Annotated in this window: 13 protein-coding genes; 3 read left to right on the forward strand and 10 right to left on the reverse strand. The window is 60.5% G+C overall.

The features are described 5' to 3' along the window. Window positions 1-29: 29 nt before the first annotated feature. Window positions 30-713 (forward strand): tRNA (5-methylaminomethyl-2-thiouridine)(34)-methyltransferase MnmD, encoded by a 684-nt coding sequence (gene mnmD / locus JZI28_RS01385; protein ID WP_375698992.1) that lies wholly within the window; start codon window positions 30-32, stop codon window positions 711-713. Then, window positions 710-1,609, forward strand: a complete 900-nt coding sequence (locus tag JZI28_RS01390) for a DMT family transporter (RefSeq protein WP_353401334.1) — start codon at window positions 710-712, stop codon at window positions 1,607-1,609. The genes mnmD and JZI28_RS01390 overlap by 4 nt, the downstream gene beginning before the upstream one ends. On the opposite strand, the gene JZI28_RS01395 is transcribed toward JZI28_RS01390, so the two are convergent. After that, window positions 1,568-3,535 (reverse strand): lytic transglycosylase domain-containing protein, encoded by a 1,968-nt coding sequence (locus JZI28_RS01395; RefSeq protein WP_375698993.1) that lies wholly within the window; start codon window positions 3,533-3,535, stop codon window positions 1,568-1,570. The two genes, JZI28_RS01390 and JZI28_RS01395, sit on opposite strands and share 42 nt — an antisense overlap. A 139-nt stretch (window positions 3,536-3,674) precedes the next feature. Here JZI28_RS01395 and dapA point away from each other — a divergent pair, with 139 nt between their 5' ends. Further along, window positions 3,675-4,547, forward strand: coding sequence for a 4-hydroxy-tetrahydrodipicolinate synthase (gene dapA / locus JZI28_RS01400; protein WP_297338885.1), 873 nt, complete (start codon window positions 3,675-3,677; stop codon window positions 4,545-4,547). 122 nt (window positions 4,548-4,669) lie between these two features. Here dapA and JZI28_RS01405 read toward each other — a convergent pair whose 3' ends face one another. The 9 genes from JZI28_RS01405 to xsc all read right to left on the reverse strand — a co-directional run bounded on the left by JZI28_RS01405 (window position 4,670) and on the right by xsc (window position 15,714). Continuing rightward, window positions 4,670-5,551, reverse strand: coding sequence for a sigma-70 family RNA polymerase sigma factor (locus JZI28_RS01405; protein WP_375698994.1), 882 nt, complete (start codon window positions 5,549-5,551; stop codon window positions 4,670-4,672). Beyond that, on the reverse strand, window positions 5,548-6,009 hold the full coding sequence (locus JZI28_RS01410; RefSeq protein WP_375698995.1) for a carboxymuconolactone decarboxylase family protein: 462 nt from the start codon (window positions 6,007-6,009) through the stop codon (window positions 5,548-5,550). The genes JZI28_RS01405 and JZI28_RS01410 overlap by 4 nt, the downstream gene beginning before the upstream one ends. Window positions 6,010-6,129: 120 nt before the next feature. Continuing rightward, window positions 6,130-7,020, reverse strand: coding sequence for a dimethyl sulfoxide reductase anchor subunit family protein (locus JZI28_RS01415; RefSeq protein ID WP_375698996.1), 891 nt, complete (start codon window positions 7,018-7,020; stop codon window positions 6,130-6,132). Next, window positions 7,020-7,850, reverse strand: coding sequence for a 4Fe-4S dicluster domain-containing protein (locus tag JZI28_RS01420; RefSeq protein ID WP_375698997.1), 831 nt, complete (start codon window positions 7,848-7,850; stop codon window positions 7,020-7,022). Before JZI28_RS01420 ends, JZI28_RS01415 begins: the two co-directional genes overlap by 1 nt. 106 nt (window positions 7,851-7,956) lie before the next feature. Further along, complete coding sequence (locus JZI28_RS01425) at window positions 7,957-10,809, reverse strand: molybdopterin oxidoreductase family protein (RefSeq protein WP_375698998.1); 2,853 nt, start codon at window positions 10,807-10,809, stop codon at window positions 7,957-7,959. Between the two features lie 37 nt (window positions 10,810-10,846). After that, window positions 10,847-11,848: a YeiH family protein gene (locus JZI28_RS01430; protein WP_375698999.1), complete on the reverse strand. Its 1,002-nt coding sequence runs from the start codon at window positions 11,846-11,848 to the stop codon at window positions 10,847-10,849. Between the two features lie 190 nt (window positions 11,849-12,038). After that, a complete protein-coding gene (locus tag JZI28_RS01435; protein ID WP_375699000.1) occupies window positions 12,039-13,193 on the reverse strand; it encodes an acetate/propionate family kinase in 1,155 nt (384 codons plus the stop codon). Further along, window positions 13,190-13,936 (reverse strand): TSUP family transporter, encoded by a 747-nt coding sequence (locus JZI28_RS01440; RefSeq protein WP_375699001.1) that lies wholly within the window; start codon window positions 13,934-13,936, stop codon window positions 13,190-13,192. Before JZI28_RS01440 ends, JZI28_RS01435 begins: the two co-directional genes overlap by 4 nt. A gap of 5 nt (window positions 13,937-13,941) precedes the next feature. Beyond that, on the reverse strand, window positions 13,942-15,714 hold the full coding sequence (xsc, locus tag JZI28_RS01445) for a sulfoacetaldehyde acetyltransferase (protein WP_375699002.1): 1,773 nt from the start codon (window positions 15,712-15,714) through the stop codon (window positions 13,942-13,944). Between the last annotated feature and the right edge of the window lie 176 nt (window positions 15,715-15,890).

The raw sequence follows: 15,890 nt of genomic DNA on the forward strand, positions 1-15,890 counted from the left end.
TTTTCAGACTTCATGTAGGGGATTTTGCCATGGCGGACCAGCAGGCACAGCTCAGCTGGCGGGAAGACCGCATTCCGGTCTCGGATCAGTTTGATGATCCCTATTTCTCGATCCAGGATGGTCTGGCCGAGACCTGCCATGTTTTTCTGGGAGGCAATGATCTGCCAACACGGTTTGCGACTGATTTTCATGTGGCTGAGCTGGGCTTTGGCACCGGGCTGAATATGTTGGCCACCTGGCGCGCCTGGGAGCAGAGCGGACAGCAGACTGCGCTGCGGTTCACCAGTTTTGAGGCCTTCCCGATGGCCCCTGCCGATATGAAGAAAGCTTCGGCGGCTTTTCCTGATATCCAGCCCTGGGCGGATCGGTTTCTGGCACAGTGGCAGGGCAGCGGGCACTGTGATTTGGAGACATTGCAGCTGGAGGTGGTCACAGGCGACGCGCGCCTGTCGCTACCAGAGTGGACAGGGGTGGTTGATGCCTGGTTTCTGGATGGGTTCTCTCCGGCGAAAAATCCCGAGCTGTGGCAGCAGGATCTGTTGCAGGCGGTTGCGGATCATACCAAGCCGGGGGGCAGTGCGGCCACCTATACCGCAGCAGGGTTTGTGCGGCGGGGGCTGGAAGCCGCAGGGTTTACCGTGACACGGGTGCCGGGATTTGGGCGTAAACGACATATGACCAAGGCGGTCAGGACAGAGGCGAATTTGGAATGAGCACGGCAACGGCAGGCAGCACACCTCAAAGCAATAATGTGCCCATGGGCATTTTGCTGATGATTGGGGCGACAATTGTCTTTGCCCTGCAGGACGGGATTTCGCGCCATCTGGCGGGCACCTACAACACCTATATGGTGGTGATGGTGCGTTACTGGTTTTTTGCGGCTTTTGTGGTGTTCCTGGCGATGCGGACACCGGGGGGCATAAGGGGCGTGGCCCGCACCAGTCAGTTGGGATTGCAGATCTTTCGCGGTGTCCTGCTGGTCGGTGAGATCTGCGTCGCTGTCTATGGCTTTACCCTGTTGGGGTTGGTCGAAAGCCAAGCGGTGTTTATCTGCTATCCGCTGTTGGTTGCCGCGCTGAGCGGCCCGGTGCTGGGCGAAAGCGTGGGCTGGCGCCGCTGGGCGGCGATTGGTGTGGGGCTCATCGGGGTGCTGATCATTCTGCAGCCCGGCACCGGAGTGTTTGATCCTGCGGCTTTGATCCCCTTTGCCTCGGCGCTGATGTTTGCGGTCTATGGGCTGGTGACCCGTTATGCGGCGCGGCGCGACAGCACCGCCACCAGCTTTTTCTGGACCGGGATCGCGGGCATGGTGTTTATGACCTTGATCGGCATTTGGTTCTGGGAGCCCATGAGCCAGGGGGATTGGCTGTGGATGGCCCTGCTGTGCGTTTCTGGCGTCACCGGACATTGGTTGCTGATCAAATGTTACGAGATGGCAGAGGCCAGCGCGGTGCAGCCCTTTGCCTATTTCCACCTGGTCTGGGCGGCAATTCTGGGGGTCAGCATCTTTGGCGAAGTGATCCGTCTGAATGTGGCAAGCGGCGCGGCGATCATCATCGCAGCCGGGCTATTCACTTTGTGGCGCGAAAGCCGCAAGGCTCGCGCCTGACAGTTCCTTTGAGAAGGGGACCGGCAGAGGCGTTTTGCCCAGCCGCGCGCGATAGACAGGCAGGCTTTCGGTGACCCGCATCACGTAGTTGCGGGTCTCGTTAAAGGGAATGTGCTCGATCCAGTCGATGATATTCGGGCTGCCGCTGCGGGGGTCGCCGTATCGCTTCATCCAGGCGATCGGGCGACGTGGGCCGGCGTTATACCCCGCCGCCATCATCACCACATTGCCGTTGAATTCCGCCGCCAGCCCGGCCAGGTACTGGCTGCCCAATGTGGCGTTATAATCCCATTCCGCCGTCAGGCGGGCGGTTTCATGTTTGGCCAGAATATCCAGCTCTGTTGCCACCAGTTTGGCGGTGGCTGGCATAAGCTGCATCAAACCGCGCGCCCCTGCGTGGCTGACCACCAGGGGGTCAAATTCGCTTTCGCGCCGGGCAATTGCCAGGGTCATCTCTGAGGCCATAGGCAGTTTTTGCAGGGCAACAGGGTGCAGCGGGTAATAGGCCCCTTGCAGTTCTACACCGGCCTGGGCCGCGCGTTTGGCAATCATCACCGCCAGATGTGGCTCTTTCATTGCAACGGCCATCTGCCCCATCTGCTGCGCTTCAAGCGGTGACAGGCTTTCCACTTGATGGGTAAAGAACCGTTCTGCCAGCGTCAGCTCGCCTGCCTGCAACAGCAGCAAAGCGGCTTCAACCACCGAGGTGTCCAGAAAAGCAGCACTGCGCCAGGGCGGCAGCTGTGGCGGTGTCACAAGCGCCGGATCAAAGCTGCGCCCCAGGGCTTCTGCTGCCAGTAGCCCGTAAAAGGACGTCTGGTAGGCAGCGGCCTTTGCATAGGCCGTATGGGCCTTGTCCACCTCGCCGAGAGCCGCATGGGCCCGGCCCAGCCAATAGCCGCCACGCCCCACGGAAATTGGCGTCTCAACAGAGTCAAGAAACCGGTCAAAATGATAGACGGCCAGTTCTGCGTCCTTCAGCTTGCGCAGGGCGATATACCCGGCAAGCCATTCGCAATCAGAATAGCCATAGCCAACCTCTGGCGTGGAAAAATGATGCGCGGCCAGTTGATAGGCCTGTTCATGCTTTCCGTCGCGCATCAGTTGACGTGCCAGATCTCGACGGCGGCGCAGCCATTTTTCCGGCTGTCCCAGGGCCTTGGCGCTGGTGCTGCGATCCATCATCAGGGCAATGGCATCGTCCTGGCGGTTTTTGCGGTCGCGCCAGACAAAACGATCATAGGCCAGACCTGGGTCATTTTGCAGTGCTGCCGGAATGGCTTTGATCTTTGCATCTACTCCTGTGGCCTGTTTTTGCAGCGCAATGCGGGCCTCTGCCAGGGCGCGCTCAGCCGTGCCAACCAGCGGCAGCATGGGCTTCGCGCTCAGATCATGAGAGTCCCACAGCAGCTGGCTCAGCCGGGTGGCATGATGCGGCTTCAAAAGCGTGGCATGATCCGCAATATAAGCCTCTTGGGTCTCCGCGCTCATCGGCATGGTTTGCCAGGCCCGGATCAGTTCCGCCTCACCCTGACTTTGCTGCCCCTTGGCAAAAAACGCACGGGCCAGGCTGGCGGCCCCTTCCGGGGTCTGGGGCGGTTGATCGGCAAAAAAGGCGCGTACGCGCTGGTGTGATTTCTCGATGATCAACTCTTCATTGCGCCGCCGCAGATAGGGCAGACCGGGCCAGTCAGGCCGTCGCGCCAAAAAGCTCTCCACATCCTCAGCCGTGCCTTCTTTGGTCCGCAACCGGTGCCATTCAACAATGTCACGGGCCACGGAGCCTTTTGCTCCGGCGGTCTGCAGGGCCTGGGGCCAGTCCTGCGTGCGCAGGTGCTCCAGAGCCCGTTCCAGCCGGTGCGGCTGGGCTGTTGCGACGGATCCAAGCATCAGGATCAGCGATATCAGGAGCAGTATGCGTGTCATGGCTTGCTTTTATAGTGGATCCGGGGATAGAGCCATTGACGATAATCCGAGAATGGCCGGTATCAACTCAATTTCCGGTCATTTCCACACAGTTGGCGGGCCTCCGCCTGTCACGACCATTCGCTAAGGGAGCGCACCCATGTTTACAGGCTCTATGCCAGCCCTCGTCACCCCGTTTCAAAACGGCGCGTTGGATCTGGATGCGCTTAAACGCTTGGTTGATTGGCACATCGCTGAAGGCTCAAGCGGTTTGGTGCCGGTTGGCACCACCGGCGAAAGCCCCACCCTCACCCATGAGGAACACGAGGCGGTAATCGCCGAGGTGGTCAAGGCGGCAGCCGGGCGCGTGCCAGTGATTGCCGGTGCCGGGTCCAACAACACGGTCGAAACGATTCGTTTTGTCGAGTTTGCCCAGAAGGTCGGCGCCGATGCCGCTCTGGTGGTGACCCCCTATTACAACAAGCCGACACAGCGCGGTTTGCTGGCGCATTTTCAGGCGGCCCATGACTGTGCCGATGTGCCAATCATCATCTACAATATCCCGGGTCGCTCGATCGTCGACATGACGCCTGCCACCATGGCAGAGTTGGCCAAGCTGCCGCGCATTATTGGCGTCAAGGATGCCACCGGTGACATCGCCCGTGTCAGCCAGCAGCGTGCCAGCTGTGGCGCCGATTTTGTCCAGCTCTCCGGCGAAGACGCCACCGCGCTGGGCTTTAACGCCCACGGCGGTGTTGGCTGCATCTCGGTGACGGCAAATGTTGCGCCAAGGCTTTGCGCTGAATTTCAGGCAGCAACTCTGGCGGGCGACTACGCCAAAGCGCTGGAATATCAGGACAAACTGATGCCCCTGCACGAGGCGATCTTTATCGAACCCGGTCTGGTCGGCGCCAAATATGGTCTCAGCAAACTGGGCCTGTGCTCCCAGGAAATCCGCTCTCCGCTGACCGGCCTTGAGGACAGCACCAAGGCCGCCATTGACGCGGCCATGGCCCACGCGGGTCTGTTGTAAAGCGCCATCATCAACCAGATTTTGCGAAAGCCCTGCAGTAAATGCGGGGCTTTTTTTCGCCTGCATGTCTTCTCAAACCTACTCTGGGCAAACTCGCAGCCGCGCGTGCTGACAGGTTTAGCCTAGACCAATGCCCTCTCCAAGTGCCGGGTCTTGTCTGGGTTTCGGGTCACATAGATGCGGGTAATCCGGCCCTCCAGGATCTCAATCGCTGTTGTTTCAAGCACGCCGTCCTCTGACCAGCACATCATGGCCGGCAATCTGTTGAGCCGACAAAGCCGCCAGTTGGCTGGCAGTCTGCGCCCGGCTTTACGCGCCACCCCGTCCAGCAGCCGCGCCACCCGGTCCATCCCGTAGATCGGATTGAGGGCCGCGATAGCCTTGCCTCCGCCATCCGAGATCAACACCACGTCCTGGGCTAAAAGTTGGCTTAATGCGGCAGTATCGCCAGTCTTGGAGGCCCGAAAGAAGGCTTCGGCAAGGTCCATGCCGTGTTGGCTTTGCTCTGGTGGTTTTGGCGGAAGCTGCTGTACTTTCCGCCGCGCCCGCGCGGCCAGTTGGCGGCAGGCCTCGGGAGAGCGATCCAATGTTGCGGCGATATCTGTATAGGCGTCATCAAAAATATCATGCAGCAAAAATGCGGCGCGCTCCAGTGGTGACAACCGGTCCAGTGCCAGCAACAGGGCCACGGTGACATCCTGATCCAGCAGCTCGGTTGGATCTTCGGTGAGTACGGGTTCGGGCAACCATTCCCCAGGATAGGTTTCGCGCCGCACACGTGCGGATTTGAGCAGATCCAGACAGAGCCGGGTGGTGATCCGTATCAGGTAGCCTGCTGGTTCTTGTATCGCCGAGCGGTCAGAACGTTGCCAGCGCAGATAGGCCTCTTGCAGGATGTCCTCGGTATCGCTGACACTGCCCAGCATCCGATAGGCGGCCGCAAACAAGCACGGCCGCATCTGTAGAAACACTTTTGTGTCTGGATCAGTTGCCTGAAGTGTCACGCGCTCGCAGCCTCCTGACCGACAGGATGTGGAATGGCAAAGCCGATGGCAAGCCGATTCCAGGCATTGATCGTGGTGATCAATAATGTCACGGCCACTTGTTCGCGGGGATCAAACTGCGCGGCAAGGGTCGCATAGGCGCTGTCTGGGGCGCCGCGGCTTGCCACCTCGGTCAGGCATTCGGTCCAGCTCAGGGCGGCACGCTCGCGGGGGGTGAACAGCGTGGACTCCTGCCAGGCGTGCAGCAGATGCATTCGGGTGTCGCTTTCCCCGTTGGCGCGGGCGTCCTGTGTGTGCATATGGATGCAAAAGGCGCAGTGGTTGATCTGCGAGGCACGCAGTTTCACCAGCTCGATCAGGCTGCGTTCCAACCCGCTAGCGGTAATGGTTTCCTCCATCGCAAGCATGGATTTCATCAGGTCGGGGGCAGTGGTGAACTGGTCGATACGGGCTGTCATGGGTGTCTCCTGTCTTGACGGCATGTAAACAGGACGAGGTAGCACTGGCGGCTGTGACATGGGCAGAACAAAAAAGCGCCCCAGAGGCGCGCTTTTTATATGTGGCGGCGGTTTTACTGCTCAACGCTTGCCGTAATAGAGCCCGACCACATGTTCCGCCTGGGCAAAGAACAGCCAGCGCGACACCGCAATCCCAGCCATATGTGAAAGCACAGCAAAGGCGGCCATCAGATGTTTGACCAGGCTGGACTCCACTGGCAGTACCAGAAACATGACTGGCAGGGCAAAGCCCAGGATCAGCGCAATGGCCCGCAGCTTTTGCGCATGTCTGCGCCCCACCACATGCACAAATTCCCGTAGCAGATAGTTGCTGCCAGTATGGGGCGGCTCAAAGGCGCGCACTGTGGCCCCCTCGGTGCCCAGACCGGTGGCACTGGCCATGGTGGTGCCAGAGGTGGCAAAGGCCCGGTCGCCCTGCCACCAATAGGCCAGCTGTACCACAGCGGCCGCCAGCAAGAACCAGACCGCGAGGCGCTCTTGTCCGGCCAGCAGGGCGCCTCCGGCTAGGGCAAAGATGAGGAACATCACCGGTGTCAGCGGCATGTGCCAACGGGGGATGGTCTTGAGCTGGGTATAGATCATTGAGGTGGTAAATACGGTGCCAAGGCTCAGCCCGGCGCCGATCACGCCCAGAACAGGCCAGTGCGTTTCGAGAAAAATTGCGCCAATGGCATAAAGCCCCATCACCAGCAGCGCCGCCACGGCGCATATGCCTTCGCGGCTGAGCCAGCTTGTGCGCCATTGGCTGAAGGCTTTGAAAGCGCGTTCCGGGCGGCCAAGGTGGAAAGTCGAGGTCAGCAGCCCCCCGACCGCCAGAGCATAAGCAATGGCGTAGAACACAAAGGCCACCCAGCCAGTCACGCCAGGGGAGCCGAGGCCGAGAAAGGCCAGCAGCCCAAATCCGAGGCCAGAGAGGGTGGTAAAGAGAATGACGGATGGTGCCGGATGCATCAGGCGGTCCCTCCTGAAGACTGATCCGAGGACTGGCTGGAAGACTGGCCGGAAGACTGGCCTGGCAGTTTGTCGAGGGCCTTGTCGAGCCAGCCCAGAAAGCCGCCGGGGGTTTCGGTGACCGGCGCCAGCAGTGGCGCCAGAATGTCGATCTGCTCTTCCAGTTTATCCTTGGGGCGCGGTGGCAAGTATTTGTTTACCGGTTTGGTGCCCATCTCGGGCATCAGATCCATGCCGCCGCGCTCAACCACCAGCTGGCTGACGGCACTGTCTGGATCGCCAAGATCGCCAAAGTGTCGCGCACCTGCAGGGCAGGTCCGCACGCAGGTGGGGACGCGGTCCACCTCTGGCAGGTTTTCATTGTAGATCCGGTCAACACAGAGCGTGCATTTTTTCATCACGCCCTCGGCCAGATCGAGCTCGCGCGCGCCATAGGGGCAGGACCAGGCACAAAGCCCGCAGCCGATGCAGTCGCTCTCATTGACCAGAACAATGCCGTCTTCAACCCGTTTGTAGCTGGCGCCTGTGGGGCAGACGGTGACGCAGGGGGCGTCGTCGCAGTGCAGGCAGGATTTGGGGAAATGGACCAGCTGCGCTGCCGGGGCAGGCTGCGCCGCTGTGGCCGCGGGCTGCACCTCGAAACTATGCACCCGGTTGAGGAAGGTGCCGGCAGGGTCGGCGCCATAGGCGTCCTGATCTGACAGCGGCGCGCCGTAGTTTTCGGTGTTCCAGCCTTTGCAGGAGATCACGCAGGCATGGCAGCCAACGCAGGTGTCCAGATCGATGACCAGGCCCATTTTTTTGGCGGTATTGGTGGGGAGTTCAGTCATCAGAACATGCCTCCGCTCATTTTGGATTGCAGGACCGGGGCGCTGCCCCGGACCCCGAGGTATTTGCGGTCAGATGAAGAGCAGGGGTGCCAGAGAAAAAGCAGGGTCATTTTCCCACCTTCCATGTCAGATTTTTTGGACCGGTGCCGACGGGTGATTTGATTGGCTCCAGCGAGGGTTTGCTTTCGGTGAAATCTGCCGGGGCAGCTGCTTTTTCGATTTTCACCTTGAGGTCAAACCAGGCGGCCTGGCCGGTGATGGGGTCGGAGTTGGCCCAGCGAAGTCCGTCACCTTTGGGCGGCATCAGCTCGTGGATCAGGTGGTTGAGCAGGAAGCCCCTGGTGGCTTCGGGCGCGTCTTCCTGCAGGCCCCAGGTGCCTTTGCGTTTGCCGATGGCGTTCCAGGTCCAGACGGTGTTGTCGTTGAGCGCCGCCATTTCCATCACTGGTACGGTGATTTCCCCATGGGGAGAGGAAACCCTGGCCCAGTCGCCATCTGCCAGGTCGTGCTGACGCATCAGTTTTGTTGGCAGATAGAGCGGGTTGTGCCCATGCAGCTGTCTGAGCCAGGCGTTTTGGCTGCCCCAGGAGTGGTACATCGCCATGGGGCGTTGGGTTAGGGCGTTGACGGTGAAACCCTCGTTGCCCTGCTGATCCGTCTCATACCAGATTGGCAGCGGGTCCATGGTGTCTTTGATGCGCTGACGCAGGTGTTCCGGGGGTTGTCGTTCGCCGTAACCTTCGGCGGCCAGCTGGAATTTGCGCATCGGCTCCACATAGAGCTGAAACAGATAGGGCTGGGGGCTGTCATAAAGGCCAAGGTCCACCGCCCAGTCTTGATAGGCTCTGTTCCAGGGTTTGAAATAGCTGGCCTCGGCGGGGATGTGTTCGACAAAGAAACCGCCGTTTTTGATATAGTTGTCCAGCTGCTGCGGGTTTGGCTCCCCGCGCCCGGATTTATCGCCACCGGGGCCGCGAAAGCCCGCCAGCGGGCCAATGCCGGGTTTGCGTTCGTGGTTGACGATATAGTCGGCGTAGTCCTGCCATTTGGCGCTGCCGTCTTCATTTGTGAAACCGGGCAGTTTCATCTTGTTAGCCAGCTGCACCAGCACGGTCTGAAAGCCGCGCACGCCATGATGACCGGGCCGGTCGGGCTCGATCACCGGCCAGCGGATGGCATCGGCGGCGCCATCGGCTTCGCAAATGGGGCGGTCCAGCATCGAGATACAGTCGTGGCGTTCAAGGTAAGTGGTGTCGGGCAGGATCAGATCGGCGTAGGCTACCATTTCCGAGGAATAGGCATCGGAATAGATGATGCGCGGGATCTTATATGCGCCGTCGGCGTCCTTGTCGGTCAGCATATCGATCACGCCGCCGGTGTTCATCGAAGAATTCCACGACATATTGGCCATATACATGAACAGGGTGTCGATCTTGTAGGGATCGCCTGCATGGGCGTTGGAGATCACCATATGCATCAGCCCGTGGCTGGACATCGGATTTTCCCAGGTAAAGGCCTTGTCGATGCGCGCCGGGCTGCCGTCACTTTTCAGCGCCAGATGTTCGGGGCCATGCACAAAGCCCAGGTGCGGGCCATCCAGCGGTTTGTTGGGGGTGACCCGGCAATGGGGGGCCGGGTGGGCGTCGACCGGTTTGGGATAGGGGGGTTTGAAGCGGAAGCCTCCGGGGGCTTCTACCGTGCCAAGCAGGATCTGCAGCACATGCAGGGCGCGGCAGGTTTGAAAGCCGTTGGCATGGGCCGAGACACCGCGCATGGCATGCATGGCGACGGGGCGGCCGATCATCTTTTTGTGTTTTTCGCCACGAAAATCGGTCCATTCCTGGTCCAGCTCAAAGGCCTCGTCAAAGGCGACGCGGGCCAGTTCTGCGGCAATGGCACGGATACGTTTGGCGGGGATGCCGCAACGCTCGGCCACGGCTTCGGGGGCGTATTCGTCTTTCAGGTAACGCTGGGCCATCAGCTGAAACACCGAGACATGGGTGATGTCGCCCATCTTGAAACTGCCGCCTAGATCCGGGCGCACGCCCTTCATGTCAAAGGGGGCAAGTTTGCCGGTGTTGCGGTTGATCACCAGCGGTGAGCCGTGGTCGTCGCGTAGGAACAGGCCCTTGTCCGGCGAATTGGGGTCCTGGTTCACCAGCACCGGTGCATTTGTGTAGCGGCTGAGGTAATCCAGATCGATCTTGCCGGCCTTCATCAGCTCATGCACCAGGGCCAGGATGAACAAGCCATCGGTGCCGGGGGTGATGCCGACCCAGTCATCTGCGATGGCGTTATAGCCCGAGCGGATCGGATTGACGCCGATCACCCGCGCGCCGCGCGCCTTGATCTTGCCGAGGCCCATTTTAATCGGGTTGCTGTCGTGGTCTTCGGCCACGCCAAACAGCATGAACAGCTTGGTGTGATCCCAGTCCGGCTGGCCGAACTCCCAAAAGGCGCCGCCCATGGTGTAGATGCCAGCAGTGGCCATATTGACCGAGCAAAAGCCACCGTGCGCCGCGTAATTACAGGTGCCAAAATTCTGCGCCCAGAAGCCAGTGAAGGACTGCGATTGATCCCGGCCAGTAAAAAAGGCCAGCTTTGACGGGTCATCACGGCGGATCGGCTCCAGCCAGCCAGCGGCGATCTCCAGCGCTTCATCCCAGGAGATTTCCTCAAACTCGCCAGACCCCCGAGGCCCAACACGTTTCAGCGGCGCCTTCAGCCGTGAGGGCGCGTTGACCTGCATGATACCGGCAGACCCCTTGGCACAGAGCACGCCCTTGTTGACCGGGTGATCGCGGTTGCCTTCGATATAGGCGACCTCTTTCTTGCCATCCTCATTGGTTTTCATATGCACGTTGATGCCACAACGGCAGGCGCACATGTAGCAGGTGGTCTGACGGATCTCGTCTGATACCTTGGGGGATGTCTCCACCCGGGGTTGCTGGAACGTCATCTGGCCTCCCTATAACGTTGTCTGTCCATGGCGGATCTCAGCTCAGGACGGTGATCCCTGCCAGGATGAGCCCGGCAATGAACAGTGTTTCGACGATGAGTAAGGCAATGGCCGCGCCTCCGACGGCCAGCACCTGTTTTAGATTGGTCTTCATGCCCACGGCCGCAATCGCGGTGAGCAGCAACCAGCGTGACCACTGGCTGAGAAAATCGCTGACGCTCGCCGGGATCAGTCCAAAGGAGTTGAGCCCGGCGAGCAAGAGAAAAGCAACCACAAAGCCAGGCAGCAGCGGCGGACGGGTGCCATCTTTGGGCAGTTCGGCAAAGGCACGGATCATCAGAGAGGCCACCAAAACGATGGGCGCCAGCATGGCGACGCGCATCAGCTTAACCAGAGTGGCAGTATCCCCGGTCTGTTCCGAGATGGAAAAGCCGGCGCCAACCACCTGGGCGACATCATGAATGGTCCCACCCAGGAAGACGCCGGCCTGCACTGGGTTTAGCCCGAGGAAATTCACCAAGATAGGATAGGCAATCATGGCGAGGGTCGACAGCACGGTGACGCCCATCACGGTAAAGATAAGCCGCTCCTCGGAACGCCCGTCGCGGGGCAGGATCGCGCTGATCGCCATGGCGGCGGAGGCTCCGCAGATTGCCACGGAGCCGGCGGTCAACAGTGCAAAACGCCATTTGTGACCAAAAAACCGCGCCACCATCAGGCCAAAGCCAATGGTGGCAATCACACCGCCCACAACCAACGCAATGAGATCCCAGCCCAGGGCCATCATCAACCCCATCGAAACCCGCACCCCCAAAAAGGCAATGCCCAGACGCAACAGCGACCGCGCCGAAAAAGCGATGCCGGCAACTGTTTTGCCTTCTTCGCCAAGAAAGCTCACGGCGATGCCCAGTAGCAGTGCCAGCAGCATCGCCGGGGTGGCGTAATGGTCTGCCAGGAACTGCGCGGTGGCAGCGACAATCAGTGCCACGGCAACACCGGGAAACAGCTCCTTGCTTTGGGCGCGCAGGGTCTGGACCATCTGCGTTGTCCGGTTGGGCGGGATCGTCTGGGTCACAGCGGCGCTTTCACACAGAGGCTGCAAAGGCGCAGACGTTGGGGCCGTGGCCCTCGCGGCCTATGCCGGGCAGCAAGCGGCAGGTTCCTTTGCTTGCGCAAAGGGGCCAGTTTGCTGTGATGTATCGGTGAAACAAAGGCGCATGGTGTCACGTTCATGTGGCGCCTCGGAGCAAGGTATCGGCATCCATGGCGATCTGACGCTCTTCCTCTGCTGGGACGATCCAGGCCGTAGGCGTCGCTGTGGTGCTGGTCAGGCAGGGGGTGTTCTGGGTGTTTCTATCGGGATCAATCGCGCAGCCAAGCCAGGCAAACCCATCAAGGATACGGGCGCGGATGCCGCTGGCGTTTTCACCAATGCCGCCGGTAAAGGCGATGGCATCGCAGCCTCCCATGGCGCCGATCAGACTGTGACCGTGGCGGATGGCCCAGTAGCAAAAGTGGTCGATTGCAAACTGCGCCTCAGGCGTGCCTGCCTGTTCCAGCGCCCGCATGTCCGACAGGCCGCCAGACAGGCCGACCAGGCCGGACCGGTTGTTTAGCATTGCCTTGGCCTCGTTCAGGCCGATCTCTTCCACCAGCCTGAGCGTCGCATTCGGGTCCAGGGTGCCGACCCGGGTGCCCATGGTCAGCCCCTCAAGTGGGGAATAGCCCATGGTTGTACCCACCGACTGACCGTCCTTGATGGCGCAGATGGAGGCGCCGTTGCCAAGGTGCAGCGCCAGCAGTCGCTGCGGCAAGGGATGGGTGGAGATCTCAGGCAGGCGGCGGCACAACGCGGCGTAGGACAGCCCGTGAAACCCATAGCGGCGCAGGCCCAGAGCTTCGGCCTGGGGCGGCAGGGCGTAGCGGCTGGCGACCTCGGGGGCGGTGGCGTGAAAAGCGGTGTCAAAACTGGCATATTGCGGCAGATCTGGGGCCAGATGGTCCAGGGCATCCATCGCCAACAGCGCATGGGGGTTGTGCAGCGGTGCCAGTGGAACACAGGCCCGGATCTCAGCGCGCACCGGTGGGGTGATGCGGGTCGGCTGCGTGAGGGTTTGGCCACCATGGACCACGCGATGGGCCACCGCACGCAGGCTGCCTGGGCCTGCGCCCTGTTGGGTTAGCCGGTCCAGAACTGCCGCCAGCGCTTGATCGTGATCAGGCAGATCCAGCGCCTCTTTCTGTGCGCCGATGCGCAGGGTTCCCCGACCGCCAATACCCTCCGCAACACCGCTTATGCGTTCGTGCAGCTGGGCGTCAAAGACCGCGAACTTGACAGAAGAGGACCCGGTATTCAGCACCAATATGTCTGCAGAGGTGTTCATAGTGCTACCTTGAGAATGTTGAGAACGGAAAACACCGTCAGCAGCGCTACAATCACCCGGCGAAACTGCGCCTGTGAGGCCGAGGAAAACCGCAGGCTCCCGGCCCAGATGCCAAGCCCCAGAATGGGAAAGGCCAGCAGCACACCGGTCAGGGTTTCGCCGCCCGTCAGGCCATTGGCGTGCATCACCGGCAGGGCCATCAGGTCAATCCCGGTGAGAAAGACAATCATGGTGGCGCGAAACACCGCCGGGGCAACCGGCTGCGCGGTGAGGAACGCCGCCGCAGGCAGGCCGCCAACGCCGGCGCTATTGACCATGCCGGACAATAGTCCAACCGCCAGATTGCCATTAAAACCAATTTGGCGGCGCAGCTGCCAGCCGCTCAGCAGGATCAGGCTCAGCATCAAAATTACGGCTGAAATGGCCAGCCGGGCCTGATCTTCGCCCAGTCGGGCCATGACGGTCACCGCGGGAATGGTGGCGATGGCAGCCCCAATCAGCAAGGGCCGCACACGGGACCAGTCCACATGGGCCCGAATGCCCCGGGCCTGAAACAGGGTCATGGTGATTTCACAGGCAAAAATCACCGGGATCAGCGGCAGCGGATTGGTGGTCAGAGCAGCCAGAATTATAAAGATCGCGGAAAATCCAAAGCCGGAGTAGCCGCGAATATAGGCCGCCGCGAACAGTGCGGCGGCCAGATATGCCCCTTGGCCTGCTGTTAGATCAAAGGGCAGCTCCATCTGGATCAGACCTGCTGTTCGCGCATGTCAGAAGCGTCGATACCTGCAACCTCGACCGGCTTTTTCATCGCGTCGCGGCGGAAGGGTTCGCCCAGTTCCTGGTTGATCATCGCCTCAATGAGGGTGGTGATCCCGTTCTTCTGGTCTTCGACAGCTTGCGACAGGGCGGCTGTCAGCTCATCCATGGTGCGGGCAATGACGCCTTTCAGACCACAGGCCGTGGCGATTCCCGCATAAGACACCTGCTGGTCCAGCTCGGTGCCAACAAAGTTGTCATCGAACCACAGGGTCGAGTTGCGCTTTTCCGCGCCCCACTGGTAGTTGCGGAACACGACCTGCGTCACCGCGGGCCACTCGCTGCGGCCAATTGCGGTCAGTTCGGTCACCGCAATGCCAAAGGCGCCATCACCAGAAAAGCCGACAACCGGCACATCCGGGCAGCCAATCTTGGCGCCAACAACCGCTGGCAAGCCGTAACCACAGGGGCCAAACAGGCCGGGGGCCAGATATTTGCGGCTGTCATCAAAGGACGGATAGGCATTGCCGATGGCGCAGTTGTTGCCAATGTCAGACGAGATGATCGCCTCTTTTGGCAGTGCGGATTGGATTGCACGCCAGGCCATGCGTGGGCTCATCCACTCTGGCTTGTCGGCACGGGCGCGTTCGTTCCAGGTGGTGCCGGGATCGTCGTCCTCGTGGTCCATCGAGCTGAGCTGCTGTGCCCAGGTGGATTTGGCGGTGGAAATCAGCGTCATGCGATCGTCGCGACCCTCATCACCGGCGCTGTCAGACAGTTTTTCCAGGATCGACGTGGCGACTTTCTTGGCGTCACCAACGATACCCACTGTGACCTTTTTGGTCAGGCCGATGCGGTCAGGGTTGATGTCGACCTGGATGATCTTGGCCTCTGTTGGCCAGTAGTCGATGCCATACCCGGGCAGGGTCGAAAACGGGTTCAGGCGTGACCCTAGCGCCAACACCACATCTGCCTTGGCGATCAGCTCCATGCCGGCTTTGGAGCCATTGTAGCCCAGAGGTCCTGCAAACAGCGGGTGCGATCCGGGGAAGGCGTCGTTGTGCTGGTAGCCAACGCAGACCGGAGCACTGAGACGCTCGGCCAGCTCTTTGGAGGCCTCGATACCACCGGACAGAACCACACCGGCCCCGTTCAGGATGACGGGGAACTTGGCGTTGGACAGCAGATCAGCCGCTTCCTGCAGCGAGGCTTCGCCGCCACCGGGGCGTTCAAACTCGACGATCTGTGGCAGCTCAATATCGACGATCTGGGTCCACATATCACGGGGGATGTTCAGCTGCGCCGGGGCAGAGCTGCGCTTGGCCTGCATGATCACCCGGCTGAGAACTTCTGCCACGCGGGACGGATCACGGACTTCTTCCTGGTAGCAAACGCAGTCGGCAAACATGCGCATTTGCTCCATTTCCTGGAAACCACCCTGACCGATGGTCTTGTTGGCGGCCTGTGGTGTGACCAGCAACAGCGGCGTGTGGTTCCAGTATGCAGTTTTGACGGCGGTGACAAAATTGGTGATGCCAGGGCCGTTCTGGGCGATCATCATCGACATCTTGCCGGTGGCGCGGGTATAGCCATCTGCCATCATGCCGCCAGAGCCCTCATGGGCGCAGTCCCAGAAGGTGATGCCTGCTTTGGGGAAGATGTCGGAAATCGGCATCATTGCCGAACCAATAATACCAAATGCATGCTGAATGCCGTGCATTTGCAGAGTTTTTACAAAGGCTTCCTCGGTGGTCATTTTCATGGCGGGTGCTCCTAAGTGAGACGCATAGAGCCCCGGCCAGTTACCGGGGATTATCACTGGTTTAGGCAGACTAAGCCCGCGCAGTTAGGGCCAGTTCCAAACGCGGATAGAGCCAAAACAGGCGCCGCCTTTGTAAAAGTAGGGGCTTTCAGGAGATCACCTGCGCATGCAGGGTT

The organism is Pseudophaeobacter sp. TrK17 (assembly GCF_042192375.1).
GTDB lineage: Bacteria > Pseudomonadota > Alphaproteobacteria > Rhodobacterales > Rhodobacteraceae > Pseudophaeobacter.

Excerpts from the sequence above, each read along its gene's own strand:
- mnmD (WP_375698992.1), top strand. The coding sequence starts at position 30 with ATGGCGGACCAGCAGGCACAGCTCAGCTGGCGGGAAGACCGCATTCCG.
- JZI28_RS01390 (WP_353401334.1), top strand. The coding sequence starts at position 710 with ATGAGCACGGCAACGGCAGGCAGCACACCTCAAAGCAATAATGTGCCC.
- JZI28_RS01395 (WP_375698993.1), bottom strand. The coding sequence starts at position 3,535 with ATGACACGCATACTGCTCCTGATATCGCTGATCCTGATGCTTGGATCC.
- dapA (WP_297338885.1), top strand. The coding sequence starts at position 3,675 with ATGTTTACAGGCTCTATGCCAGCCCTCGTCACCCCGTTTCAAAACGGC.
- JZI28_RS01410 (WP_375698995.1), bottom strand. The coding sequence starts at position 6,009 with ATGACAGCCCGTATCGACCAGTTCACCACTGCCCCCGACCTGATGAAA.
- JZI28_RS01415 (WP_375698996.1), bottom strand. The coding sequence starts at position 7,020 with ATGCATCCGGCACCATCCGTCATTCTCTTTACCACCCTCTCTGGCCTC.
- JZI28_RS01420 (WP_375698997.1), bottom strand. The coding sequence starts at position 7,850 with ATGACTGAACTCCCCACCAATACCGCCAAAAAAATGGGCCTGGTCATC.
- JZI28_RS01425 (WP_375698998.1), bottom strand. The coding sequence starts at position 10,809 with ATGACGTTCCAGCAACCCCGGGTGGAGACATCCCCCAAGGTATCAGAC.
- JZI28_RS01430 (WP_375698999.1), bottom strand. The coding sequence starts at position 11,848 with ATGGTCCAGACCCTGCGCGCCCAAAGCAAGGAGCTGTTTCCCGGTGTT.
- JZI28_RS01435 (WP_375699000.1), bottom strand. The coding sequence starts at position 13,193 with ATGAACACCTCTGCAGACATATTGGTGCTGAATACCGGGTCCTCTTCT.
- JZI28_RS01440 (WP_375699001.1), bottom strand. The coding sequence starts at position 13,936 with ATGGAGCTGCCCTTTGATCTAACAGCAGGCCAAGGGGCATATCTGGCC.
- xsc (WP_375699002.1), bottom strand. The coding sequence starts at position 15,714 with ATGAAAATGACCACCGAGGAAGCCTTTGTAAAAACTCTGCAAATGCAC.